Origin of the sequence: Cytobacillus oceanisediminis, from assembly GCF_003182355.1 — a bacterium.
Taxonomy (GTDB): domain Bacteria; phylum Bacillota; class Bacilli; order Bacillales; family Cytobacillaceae; genus Cytobacillus; species Cytobacillus oceanisediminis_A.
On record NZ_QGTW01000003.1, the window covers coordinates 243,974 to 256,423 of the forward strand.

General features: G+C 41.1%; 14 protein-coding genes. 1 reads left to right on the plus strand and 13 read right to left on the minus strand.

What is annotated here, in order from left to right:
• Positions 1-168 precede the first annotated feature (168 nt).
• From DFO73_RS07920 to DFO73_RS07940, 5 genes are all read right to left on the minus strand, one after another.
• On the minus strand, positions 169-1,239 hold the full coding sequence (locus DFO73_RS07920) for an NAD(P)H-dependent glycerol-3-phosphate dehydrogenase (RefSeq protein WP_110064438.1): 1,071 nt from the start codon (positions 1,237-1,239) through the stop codon (positions 169-171).
• 142 nt (positions 1,240-1,381) lie between these two features.
• The gene (gene der, locus DFO73_RS07925; protein ID WP_110064240.1) at positions 1,382-2,692 is read right to left on the minus strand and encodes a ribosome biogenesis GTPase Der; all 1,311 of its coding nucleotides are present in this window, start codon (positions 2,690-2,692) and stop codon (positions 1,382-1,384) included.
• Positions 2,693-2,935: 243 nt separating this feature from the next.
• On the minus strand, positions 2,936-3,121 hold the full coding sequence (locus tag DFO73_RS07930) for a capping complex subunit for YIEGIA (RefSeq protein ID WP_110064241.1): 186 nt from the start codon (positions 3,119-3,121) through the stop codon (positions 2,936-2,938).
• A 5-nt stretch (positions 3,122-3,126) separates the two neighbouring features.
• Positions 3,127-4,014 carry a YIEGIA family protein gene (locus DFO73_RS07935; protein ID WP_110064242.1) on the minus strand — a complete coding sequence of 296 codons (888 nt, stop codon included), beginning with the start codon at positions 4,012-4,014 and terminating at the stop codon, positions 3,127-3,129.
• Complete coding sequence (locus tag DFO73_RS07940) at positions 4,007-4,618, minus strand: YphA family membrane protein (protein WP_110064243.1); 612 nt, start codon at positions 4,616-4,618, stop codon at positions 4,007-4,009. Before DFO73_RS07940 ends, DFO73_RS07935 begins: the two co-directional genes overlap by 8 nt.
• Before the next feature lie 150 nt (positions 4,619-4,768).
• Here DFO73_RS07940 and DFO73_RS07945 point away from each other — a divergent pair, with 150 nt between their 5' ends.
• Complete coding sequence (locus DFO73_RS07945; protein ID WP_110064244.1) at positions 4,769-4,912, plus strand: YpzI family protein; 144 nt, start codon at positions 4,769-4,771, stop codon at positions 4,910-4,912.
• Positions 4,913-4,957: 45 nt separating this feature from the next.
• Here the strand turns inward: DFO73_RS07945 and fni are convergent, their stop codons facing one another.
• From fni to sleB, 8 genes are all read right to left on the minus strand, one after another.
• Positions 4,958-6,019 carry a type 2 isopentenyl-diphosphate Delta-isomerase gene (fni, locus tag DFO73_RS07950; protein ID WP_110064245.1) on the minus strand — a complete coding sequence of 354 codons (1,062 nt, stop codon included), beginning with the start codon at positions 6,017-6,019 and terminating at the stop codon, positions 4,958-4,960.
• Between the two features lie 12 nt (positions 6,020-6,031).
• Complete coding sequence (gene rpsA / locus DFO73_RS07955) at positions 6,032-7,171, minus strand: 30S ribosomal protein S1 (RefSeq protein ID WP_110064246.1); 1,140 nt, start codon at positions 7,169-7,171, stop codon at positions 6,032-6,034.
• A gap of 274 nt (positions 7,172-7,445) precedes the next feature.
• Entirely contained in the window at positions 7,446-8,027 is a 582-nt protein-coding gene (locus DFO73_RS07960; RefSeq protein ID WP_110064247.1) for a lysophospholipid acyltransferase family protein, read from the minus strand.
• Positions 8,024-8,704 carry a (d)CMP kinase gene (cmk, locus tag DFO73_RS07965; protein ID WP_110064248.1) on the minus strand — a complete coding sequence of 227 codons (681 nt, stop codon included), beginning with the start codon at positions 8,702-8,704 and terminating at the stop codon, positions 8,024-8,026. The genes DFO73_RS07960 and cmk overlap by 4 nt, the downstream gene beginning before the upstream one ends.
• A gap of 397 nt (positions 8,705-9,101) precedes the next feature.
• Positions 9,102-9,284, minus strand: a complete 183-nt coding sequence (locus DFO73_RS07970; protein ID WP_110064249.1) for a YpfB family protein — start codon at positions 9,282-9,284, stop codon at positions 9,102-9,104.
• A 92-nt stretch (positions 9,285-9,376) separates the two neighbouring features.
• Positions 9,377-10,036: a flagellar brake protein gene (locus tag DFO73_RS07975; RefSeq protein WP_110064250.1), complete on the minus strand. Its 660-nt coding sequence runs from the start codon at positions 10,034-10,036 to the stop codon at positions 9,377-9,379.
• Positions 10,037-10,182: 146 nt separating this feature from the next.
• Positions 10,183-11,532 (minus strand): germination protein YpeB, encoded by a 1,350-nt coding sequence (ypeB, locus tag DFO73_RS07980; protein WP_110064251.1) that lies wholly within the window; start codon positions 11,530-11,532, stop codon positions 10,183-10,185.
• Between the two features lie 14 nt (positions 11,533-11,546).
• Positions 11,547-12,377: a spore cortex-lytic enzyme gene (gene sleB / locus DFO73_RS07985; protein ID WP_110064252.1), complete on the minus strand. Its 831-nt coding sequence runs from the start codon at positions 12,375-12,377 to the stop codon at positions 11,547-11,549.
• Between the last annotated feature and the right edge of the window lie 73 nt (positions 12,378-12,450).

A 12,450-nucleotide genomic window follows, 5' to 3' on the forward strand; every position in this document is an offset into this window, starting at 1 on the left:
TCATCAAAGTTTCAGGCATAAAAAAACTGAGGTAAAGAAGGGGCAATTCTTTACCTCAGCCAGTTGACTAAATAACCCAACACCCTGTTCATTTCACTAGTTTGCTTCGTTGCATTGTATGCAGGAACCTGCCAACTCGCATCATCTAATGCCTATATTTTTCAATTATTAAAGATTTTCCTGATTTTTGTTTCCTCTTTGATCCTCCAGGACATTTGCAAGGTCTTCCATTTCGTGTGTTTTTCCTCGTCCCATCAAAAGATCAACTGCATCCTTGGCATTAACATTATTAAATAAGACATCATAAAGAACATTTGTAATTGGCATTTTTACATCATACTTTTTAGCAAGCTGATGGGCTGCTTTCGTAGTTCTTACCCCTTCTACAACCATGCCCATATTATCAAGTACTTCGTGAAGGTTATGCCCTTTTCCAAGAAGATTGCCGGCTCTCCAATTGCGCGAATGGACTGATGTACATGTAACGATCAAGTCGCCTATACCAGCCAATCCGGAGAAGGTAAGCGGACTGGCCCCCATCTTCATTCCAAGACGGGCAATCTCTGCAAGCCCTCTAGTAATTAGGGCAGCCTTTGCATTATCGCCATACCCCAAACCATCTGTTATTCCTGCAGCAAGTGCAATAATGTTTTTAAGGGCACCGCCAATTTCCACTCCTATGATATCCGGGTTCGTATACACTCTAAAATTGTTATTAATAAACAAGTCCTGAATTTTCTCAGCAGCTTTCATATTTTTTGAAGAAACTGTAACAGTAGTCGGATGCCGCAGGCTTACTTCTTCAGCATGGCTTGGACCTGAAAGCACTACAACACTATCCAAAAGGTTTTCGGGCATTTCTTCCTCAATCATTTCTGAAATCCGCAATAGTGAGTCTGGCTCAATTCCCTTGCTGACATGAACAATTATGATAGGCTCTGTCCTGATTTCCCTAATTTTGCCGAGAACTTCCCGAATTGCCTTTGTTGGTACAGCCAATATCATGATTTCTGTTCCGGATAAAGCCTCTTCAAGTGACGAATATCCTCTGATCTCTTCCGGCAGATGAATTTCTGATAAGTATTTTTTATTGGTATGCTGCGTATTTATTTCTTCAATTTGCTCGGGATTATGGCCCCAAAGCCTAACATCATGCCCATTATCGGCCAGGACCATAGCCAAAGCTGTTCCCCAGCTGCCCGCTCCTACAACTGCAACACTTTCTCTTTTCCGCTCCATTTGATCACTGCCTTTTAATTTATTTGGATGTTTCAAAACACCATCCGGCTCAGTCAGCAATACGAAGTATGATCATATAAAAGGTACCGATATACTCCTAATGTTATGCTTTCTGTTTAAACAAAGACATCTGTCCTTCGTGCTATTTTCTTTCCCTTGCAAATATCTTAATAGGTGTGCCTTCAAAACCAAAAGCATCTCTTATCCTGTTTTCAAGAAAACGTTCATATGAAAAATGAAGAAGCTCGGGATCATTTACAAATACTACAAAGGTTGGCGGCTTCACCGCCACCTGTGTAGTGTAATAAATTCTCAGTCGCCTTCCCTTATCTGTAGGTGTCGGATTCATCGCTACAGCATCCATGATCACATCATTCAGCACGCTTGTCTCTACACGCAGTGCATGATTTTCACTCGCTGTGTTAATCATTGGGATAAGCGTATGGATCCGCTTCTTCGTTTTTGCAGAAAGGAAAACAATAGGTGCATAGTCGAGGAATTGAAAATGATCTCGAATATTTTGTTCAAAAGCTTTCATTGTTTTTTCATCTTTTTCGACAGCATCCCATTTGTTTACTACGATAACAACTGCTCTTCCTGCTTCGTGCGCATACCCGGCAATACGCTTATCCTGTTCAATAATGCCTTCTTCTCCATCAATGACTACCAGAACGACATCTGAACGCTCAATTGCCCGCAATGCCCGTAGAACACTGTATTTTTCTGTTGTTTCATAAACTTTTCCTTTTTTCCGCATTCCGGCAGTATCAATAATGACATATTCCTGTCCGTCAACCTTCAGCTGGGAGTCAATTGCATCCCTTGTGGTTCCTGCGATGTTGCTGACAATAACACGTTCTTCCCCAAGGATGGCATTTACCAAAGACGATTTTCCGACATTTGGACGGCCGATTAATGAAAACTTAATTACTTCTTCACCATATTCACCCTGTCCGTGTTTCGGAAAGTGTTTGGCTGCTTCATCCAGCAAGTCCCCCAGCCCTAGTCCGTGCGATCCTGAAATAGGGAATGGTTCCCCAAATCCGAGAGCATAAAAATCATAAATCAGATCTCTCATTTCCGGATTATCAATTTTATTTACGCCCAGCACAACAGGTTTTTTGGCTTTATATAAAATTTTTGCGACTTCTTCGTCTGCAGATGTAACTCCTTCTCTTCCATTTACAAGAAAAATAATCACATCTGCTTCATCTATGGCAATCTCAGCCTGAAGCCGGATTTGTTCCAGGAATGGCTCATCACCAATATCGATTCCACCTGTGTCGATAATATTAAAATCATGTGTCAGCCATTCTGCCGAACTATAAATCCGATCCCTTGTTACTCCAGGAATATCTTCGACAATCGATATCCGTTCTCCTACAATTCTGTTAAATATCGTTGATTTTCCAACGTTTGGACGCCCGACAATAGCCACAACCGGTTTTGCCATGAACATCACCCTTTCAATTCTTTATTCTTAATATGCTTCAACATCCCATTTTTGTTCTAGAAATGTCTATTCCTTTTTTAAGCAAGAAGATGGCTGTCCTTAATTTAGATGTAACTTTCAAAAACCATACCATCTATACCGCTATACATTTATAAAATAAACCCTTCTCAAAGGTAGAAGGGTCTAACTTAGATATTTTAACAAAGAGAAACCTTCCTAGCAATGAAAAACTTGGAAACACCTTCAATGCTTAACAATAACGTATAATTCTTCTGTTAAAGCGTGGGCAATTCCATCAAGTATGGCTTCAAGATTGGCTGCTATAATCTCCATTTCTTTTTTATCTTCACAATGAAAAACTGCCGCTCCTGAAGGTGCTTTGGAAGGATTTGTTGTAATAACAGCAAGTATGTATTTTTCAAGTACCATTTGCCTTAACTTCCTTTCCCATTCGTATGCCTTTCAGACGGCATCCTTATTGCGTTCTCAAGGGTTGGAACCGCTCCGATAATTTTTAAAGCTTTATCGATATCCTTTTCCTGCGGCAATACAAAAACCCCTACCCGCCCATCATCGAGGTCTCTTTTCGCCAGTGGCACAAGAGCCGGTGTTCCCGAGTCACGATAAACGCCCAAAGCGGTTGAAACATCATGCAAAATGGCCTGTCTTTGCCCGAGATTAGCTATGGTTGACCTGGCATTAAAGTTTTTGGGCTTTAAAATGAAGCCCATCCCATATCTAAGTACCTCCTCCTGTCTTTCTGGGAGTCCAATATTCATTATATAAATGTTATCCACATACAAACCTGCACCATCAAAACGAGGCTCAACATATTCCACATCAACAATATCCTTCAGCCTTCCCCCTGACATAAGCAATTTCGAAATAACAACGGCTATTATAGCTGCCGCAAGTCCGCCCAAAATATTGAAAAGCAGATAACCAAGCGTACATATTAAGGATGTGAAGATAACAAGATAATTTCTGCTTTCAAAAGCAATTGCTATGCCTTCTATATACGGTTTCCCTCTTGATACCAATTCATAGCTGTCCAGTTCAGTCAATGTATTTCTTTCCATATTTCTTACTTCCCTGAATTGAGAGGCTGCAAGCGTCAGAAAAGTTACAGCGGTAAATTGTTCTTCCATTATGGAAGGAATTGCAACAGTGCCTAATCCAGCTGCAATAAATCCCAATGCAACGTGTATGATTTTCCCATGCAAATAGGTAGGATATTGCCGGTAATCTGTTCTAAGCATATAAACACGAGTCAAGGTACCTACTGCAAGTCCAAAAAGTATTGGGTATGTATATTCACTCATGATAATTTTGCTTCTCCCTTTCAAAATGTTTGAAGTTCGTTTCAAAATAAGAAGCGGTCCATTGCATTGCACTCCAAGCAGCCACAATTGAAGCCGAGAGGGCCATAATATCAAAGAAGGCCAAAGAACCGATTATATAAGGAAAGGAATATTGCTCAAGAATAAGAGCATACAAAACCTCCCCCTGAATTCCCCCAAGCAGTATTAAAGGCAAGCGAAGCACTCTTTTTTTCTGCAGGAGGACAGCCATATAAACCAGCAGAAAGGCCAGCATCCACTTCCGTGAAAATATTACCCATACAGGATCAAACAGTTCAAATAAATGAAAGCTCACATATGCCATCATCATGATAAAAGCGCAAAAAAGAAAATAAGCCCTTTTTAATCTTTCCAGCCTGCTCGCTAATATGTATACAGTCCCCATTAAATAAACTCCTGCCGTGCTTGTTTCCACATTAAAAACTTTAAAAGTATAGGGTGATAAAATGATTAATAGCAGAAGCCAGGCCGAAAATTTGGCCCTATCCTTATTTTTTCGGTCTAGAAAGAAAGTCGCCATAATCCAAAATATCCATGAAACCCAATAAAAAATTATCCCTTCCATCCTCTTCCTCCTATCATTTCCATTATGGCTTTTTGATATGTACTTTAACCCTGCCAGTTCAAAAGGTTTAATGGAATGCAATGATAATGCCTTTGCTCTGTATAAATCTTTAAAGCTGACTTCATCTTAAGAAGAGGGAGGTGTGTAATTATGGGCAAAGACCGCCAGGAGAGGAAATTGAAAGAAAGCAGAAGAGTGGAATCAGATCGCGATCAGGCGCTTCATTACCCGGGAGCTTCCAAACTGCAGAGTCCCGAAGAAGCAAGATCCTTAAATGATTCAAAATACAGTTAAGATATATCCTTAGACAACAAAAAGCTCTCGTCTTTGACGAGAGCTTTACTTTTGGATTATCCTCTGGCTGAATGCTTTTGTATCAATGTTTCGTTCATTTAACCAGTGATGGGTCTTTCCGGAAATGATGACTGGAGCCTGCTGCAGCTGCCTGATATTTGAGGCCCCCAACGCTGTCATAATCATTTTTAATTCATTATGTATAATGTTTATTTCTTCTATTAATGGTTCAAGCCCTTCTTTAATAAGAACTTTTAAAAAATAACCGGCCATGCCTGCAGCTCCGGCACCTAGCGCAAGGACTTTGGCTATTTCAAGGCTTGTTTGAATGCCTCCAGAAGCAATTACAGCGATTTCATCTTTCTGGATGACAGCTTCAGCAATAGATACAGCAGTGGGGATTCCCCATTCATCAAAGAAACTTAAAAGCCTATCTCTTCTTGCGTTTTCAATGCGCGAAAAATTTGTACCGCCAAATCCTCCAACGTCTACAGCCGATACCCCAATAGAGGCCAGCATTGATACGGTTTCTTTATTCATTCCGAAGCCTACTTCCTTCACGACCACAGGAACTTCAGAATGCAAAACTATTTGTTCAATCCTTTTCAACGCTCCACGAAAATCCCTATCTCCTTCAGGCATGGTCAGTTCTTGAACGACATTTAAATGAATTTGCAATGCGTTTGCTTCTATCATATCAACAGCTGCTTTCGCCTGATCGATTGTGGCTTCACTGCCTAAATTTCCGAAGATGATTCCTTTGGGATTTTCTTTTCTAACCACTCTGTATGATTCCACCTCATTCGGATCTTTCAGCGCGGACATTTGAGATCCTACCGCCATTGCCAAGCCTGCTGTCTTGGCAGCAGAAGCAAGGTCCCGGTTTATTTGGATTGTTCTATCTCCACCGCCGCCAGTCATCGCATTTATAAAAATTGGCGAACTTAATGAAAGTTCGCCAACTGAAGTGCCTAAATCAGCCTGATGCAGAAAAGTATCAGGCAGACTTTGGTGGATAAAGGCTATATCCTCGAAACCGGTAAGGCTTCTCTGGCCTGTTGCCAAAGCATACTGAATGTGGTCCCATTTTCGTTTTGATCTAGACACAAGTTATCACCATTACTTTTTTAAATTCTTTAACTGATCCCCAATCATTTCGCCAAGCTGGAAGCCTTTCGTTTCCTCAGGAAGTTCATAGTCAGTCACTTCTTCATTTTCTTTTTCCTGAAGATCCTTAATACTCAATGACAAGCGCTGATCCTGCTCATTTACATCAAGTACTTTTACTTGAACTTCCTGTCCCTCCCTCAATACTTCATGAGGGGTGCCGATATGCTTATGGGCAATTTGCGAAATATGGACAAGGCCTTCTACTCCAGGGAAAACTTCAACAAATGCACCGTATGAGACAAGTCTTTTGACTGTACCAACAAGAGTGCTTCCTTTAGGCGCCTTTTCACTGATATTATCCCATGGCCCAGGCAGCGTTTCCTTAATAGATAAGGAAATGCGCTCATTATCGCGATCCACGCTTAATACTTTAACTTTAACCTTTTGCCCTTCTTCTACAACATCGGAAGGTTTTTCCACATGCTCATAGGATAACTGAGAAATATGGACTAGGCCATCGATTCCTCCAATATCTACGAAAGCGCCAAAGTCTGTGATTCTTTGGACTGTCCCATCCAGAACCTGACCTGCCTGAAGGGATTCAAGCACCTGATGCTTTTGCTTGCCTTTTTCCTCTTCAATAACAGCTCGATGGGAAAGAATCAGGCGATTCTTTTCTTTATCCAGCTCAACAATTTTAAATGTCATTGTTTTGCCTTTATAATCAGTAAAATCTTCAACAAAATGAGCTTCTACAAGGGAAGCAGGAACAAATCCGCGCACACCCAAGTCTACAACTAATCCGCCTTTTACAACATCTTTGATTTCAGCTTCAAAGACTTCGCCTTCATTGAATTTCTTCTCCAGTGTTTCCCAGGACTTTTCTGCGTCTACTTTACGTTTAGAAAGTATAAGTGCTTCTTCCTCCACTTTTAACACTTCAAGCTCAAGCTCATCCCCTTCAGAAACAGCATCACTTGCTTTTTCAATATGAAGGCTTGAAAGCTCACTGATCGGAATAATACCATCCAGCTTGCTGTCAGCAATGTTAATAATGACTTGCTTTTCTTCTACTTTGGTAACTTGGCCCTTTACCTTGTCACCAACCTCAAAATTTTTGACTTCTACTTGGTTCATTTCCTCTGACATATGTATTCCTCCTTAATCCAATGGCTGCTTTCAAATTTTTAATCTGTATTCAACTGCCTGCCATCCAGGCAAGAACCCTGTGTCAGCAGCAGAAATACTCGAATGGCTTTTTCATGCAGGCTATTTTCAACTGTGTTGAATGTCTCTTTTCTGCCCTAATTTGAGAATTGTCAGCAAAGGACAGCCTCTTTATTTTTTCGAATATTCTCGCCTTTTTAAAAAATGCCTTTTTACTAACTTCTTACAAAAGAAGTTTTTTGTCAAGCAAGAAGGTTTAGGAATGCTCCTCAATTAATTTACTGATTTCTGCCATGATGAATTCGGTCGTTTCTTCCGCTGAAGCTTTCCGATCCCGAAGCTCTTTCATCTCAATAGGCTTTCCATAAACTACTTTCAGCTTGGAAAAGGGTTTATATGGGCCAATGATAGCACATGGCACAACATGCGCTTCGGATCTAAGGGCAAAGAATCCAGCACCTGCCAGCCCCTTCCCCAATTGCCCCGTCTTGCTTCTAGTACCCTCTGGAAACAGTCCTAAAACCTTTCCTTCCTTTAAGGTTCCAAGGCCTTTTCTTAGAGCTTCCCTGTCACTCATTCCCCTTTTGACGGGAAAAGCATTAAGATGGGGCAAGATTTTACCAAGAGCAGGCACTTTAAAAAGCTCTTCCTTGGCCATAAAGTGCACAGGCCGCGGTGCATTAATGCCTACAACGGGCGGATCGAGATTATCAATGTGGTTGGAACATAGAAGTACCCCGCCATCAGTAGGAAAGTGCTCCCTTCCGATCACTTCGAATCTGTAAACTGGTTTTAAAGCACCGTAGACAACTGCTTTAGCAAAAGAATAGAGGTTCACTTTGATCCGATCCTTTCATAGGCCAGGTCCATTATTTTTTCTACTACCTGTACAATTGATAGTGAGGTCGTATCAATTTCTACAGCATCTTCTGCTTTTTTTAATGGAGCAACTTCGCGCTCTGAATCAAGCTTATCCCTCAGAGAAATTTCTTCCTTCAGCTTTTCAAGGTCCGATGGATAACCTTTTTGGACATTTTCAGTATGGCGGCGAATCGCTCTTTCACCGACTGAAGCCAAAAGGAATACTTTTACTTCTGCTCCAGGCAGGACATGTGTTCCGATATCCCGTCCGTCCATTACTACTCCTCCATTTTGGGCGAAGCTTTGCTGTCTTAATACCATTTCTTCTCTTACAAGCTTATGCCTTGAAACAATCGAAACGGAATTTGTAACTTCTGATGACCTGATTTGATTGGTCACATCCTGTCCGTCCAAATAGATTACTTGCCCTTCTGTGCCAGGCTGCAAATCGATAGTGGTACTGTTCAATATTTCCATCAATGCTGCTTCATCTTCAAGGCTCGCCTGCTGTTGAATGGCTTTATATGTCAAGGCACGATACATGGCTCCCGTATCTATGTAAATGTATGATAATTTTTCTGCCACAATCTTGGCTACTGTACTTTTGCCAGCAGCAGCAGGCCCATCTATTGCTATCGATATTTGTCTGTTCATAGTTCCTCCTGTACTGCCTGGCCAGGTTCTTTCAGACCAGGTTCCTTCAGCTTTATTTTAACATATTAAGTTGATTTCAGGTCATATTATACAGCTTTTTTAACCATTAACAATTCTCTTAAAAATAGGCTAGTTAAACATGTCTGTTGATTTAAGCTCAGGCAAGCTCAGCGAACCCCAGGCGTCCGACGCTCCTCAAGCAATAGGCCTGCCGGGTCTCCTTTGACTCGCTACTCCCGCAGGACATTGAATGAACATACTCGAATAACCACTGCACGAAGGAAATGCGAATGGATTTCCGAGGATTTCGCGCCTTCCGCTCCAATCAGCAGTGTGCTAAAATCAACATTGAGCTTTAACATAGCCTAAAAATAAAAAATAAGCAGGCGGCTGCCTGCTAGTAATGTTCCTTGAACGTTTCCAGCAGCTCAGTAAAATTCTGGTCCGTAACACCCTCATATTGTGTCAGCTGCTTTAATTCAGGAAACGCATTCATATGATGAAAGAATAATTGAGTAATCAGCAAAAAAATAAACTGCACAATGATTAATTTTAAGAGAATCCTCTCTATCGCTTTCATATTGCCATCTCTCCATAGTTAAAAATAAGTTCAAGTCTATTTGACTTCTTCAACTATTATGAGAGCAGTGCATTAAAAATATTCCCTTCCCTTTAAATTTCAAGCCCTTTTTTCTTCATGGCCAATTGCCGGTCAAAGCAAAAGCGCAGCAGCAATTGCCGGTCTTGGGGACTAACATCCAAAAACTGAACGGAAATTAAGGACTTTCCATTACAAATTTCCGAGATTCTTATTACCTTGCTTTTTAGCTTCAAAAAATGGGATTCACCATTTTGCATAGGCAATACAAAATAAGTATGGATTTGTCTATTCGCTTTTAACGAACAGGATTTGCCTGCAATAATTGCGGCACCTCCTGCGCTGATATCTTCTGTAACAGACACAAACGGTGTAAATTCGTCTCTTAACGGGTGTACTGCTATGTCAACGGACGTTTCAATCCTGACAAACTGGCGGCGCTGAACCTTCATTAAATGTTCATTCCCTGGATATGAAATGACCATCATAGGAATTTTAAGCTTTACCCTGCCAAGGACTTCGCTTTCAAAAAGGTAAACGGAACCATCAGCTGCGATAAAAGTTACTTTTAGCTGAGTTCCGTCCAGCAGGAAAGCAGTCTTTTTCGTTTCCAGATTTATGGGATAATCAATATAAAGGTTACTTCCTTTCCTTTCGACAAGCTTGCATTTATACTTCTCTGATTTATCAGAATACTTCAGTTCCAATATTAGTACTTCTCCAATTTTTATCATGCTGGCTACACTTCCCTATTCAAAAGGATAATCTTGTCATTTAATTATGACATGTTTTAAAACATTCGTGCAACAGCAATTCACTATAAAAATGAGCAAAAAGACCTATAAATAAATAAAAAAAGAGAAAGCCTCTTCAGCTTTCTCTACACAACATCTTCATAGACTGGTTCAGCATTTTTGAGCTTTTCTACTTTCTCTTCTTGGCCTGTTTCAGCATTAATATAAATCCTGTAGGTATCTTCACCCATTGTGCCAAGGAATTCATAGCAGGAAACTTCCTGATTGAGATCATTCATGATAACTGCCCGCCTGTCTTCCATGACTTTTACCTGGGGATTAATTTTTGTTCTTGCCTCTTCCTTGGAAATTGCAGGTTCTGGTATATCCCTCTGGTGATGGGACTTTAAATAATCCTCTGCTGAAAAAGCAGCCATTCTGCCATTATCAAGTGCCACTTTCACACGAATGGCATCCGGATAGATTCTTACACCATTTTGATTGGAAACAAAGGTAAACACCCCAAGGTTGTCATATTGAGCGCTTTCAAACAAATCAAGATCCTGGAAGCCATTTTGTTTAAGGAATTTTATTGCATTGTTGCTTGCTTCGTTGAGGCTAATTTTTTGCTGTGCGACTTCACGGTCCAGTATAAACCAAATCGGGTAGCCGCCCTTTTTCGTGATATCCATGTCTGCTTCTTCTTTAGTTTTCTTATTTTGTACGCTTACACTGAAAAAACCGTAGTCAGACCCTTTGCCGTTTTCGGTAACTTTAATATTCACATTATTTCCAAGTGCTGCGTATTTCTTGGCTATGCGGACAGCTTCATCCTCCGAAATTTCATCGCCCTTTAAATATTTAAAATTCTCATCTTTCTTCTGCATATTTACAAAAGCAGGGCCAAAGTCTGTTTCTCCATAACTTTCAACGTTTTTTTCCACCGTCTTGAATCCATCAATAATTGTATTGTCAGCAGCTTCCTGATTAGATGCAAGTGCCATTTCAACATCCATCCACCGGAGATTCTTTTCCAGAACCATATGCTGGACCTTTCGTAGGTCCTGCTGTACATCAGCAGCCTGCTTATATAGTTTTTGAAGCGTTTGGTATTCCTTGTCTGATAAAGGCTCCTTGTCCAAGTCTCTAACCGCTGTACGATAACTGAAATCTCCGATATTGGACAGGAATTCTTCTGTTTTGTTAAACGGAAGAAGCGCTAATGGCAGCTGACCTACATCTGAATGCGCTTCCGACGTTACTCTCCAAACCTCTGCCAGTTCCGGTGATAAAGAGGATCTGGAGTTCATCGCCAAAGTAGTTCCGATTCTATCGTGCAATAGGTCAATCTGGTAAGTTAAATCATGGAATGCCCTTTGATAATTGTTTTCAGCATTAATAAGAATTGCATTTTTCTCGCGATGTTCCTGATATCCCCAAAACGCAGTGCCGGCGACACCCAACGCAAGTACAACAATTAGAATTCCTCTAAGCATAGTTCTTCACCCCTCTATTTACAGAATATGTGCTTGCCAATTCGCTTGATTTGCGGCCGTGTCCAGATCCAGCCGCTTGTCGCGGTATCAGGATTGAAATAATAAAGAGCGCTTCCGGTTGGATCCCAGCCATTAATGGCATCAAGGACAGCTTCCTTTGCTTTTTCATTTGGCGTCAGCCATATTTGTCCGTCAGCAACTGCCGTGAAAGCCCGGGGTTCAAATATTACACCCGAAACTGTATTTGGAAATGTTGCACTGTTTACCCGGTTTAAAATAACCGCTGCTACCGCCACCTGGCCTGTATATGGTTCACCCCTTGCTTCACCATATACAGCGTTGGCCATTAGCTGAATGTCATTTTCAGAAAAGCCATTAGGCATGTTTGTTGCAGTTGGCTGCTTCGGCTTCTCCTGCTGCCCGGGGGCTGCGGCTCCCCCTTGTGGCTTTTTCTGCTGTTCCAAATTCACTCCGCCATAGTGGGTAAATTTTTTGCCTTTATTAATCTGTTCTTTCACATATTGTTCATTATATTGTGTTGCCTTTACGAGCTTATTTTTTGTTTCCTGGCCAGCCAGCCCGTCAATCGGAAGCCCAAACTCATACTGGAAGTTTCTTAATGCCCAATAGGTTCCCCAACCAAAGACACCATCGATTTTTCCATTGTAAAATCCTAAATACTGCAGGCGGGATTGGAGTTCAATAACATCATCCCCTACCGCTCCGTGCTGGATAACCTGATTGGAAAATGCGCTTGCTTTATCCACACTTCCGCTCATGGGAATTACCAGGACACAAAGGGAGATTATGAGTAAAGCCTTCGCTGCCAAAAAATTCTTTTTCATGGATTATAACCTCCAAAAGTCATCTTTTATCATTGACCCTATTTTTTGTAGTCTTTGGTTTTTTATTCAATAA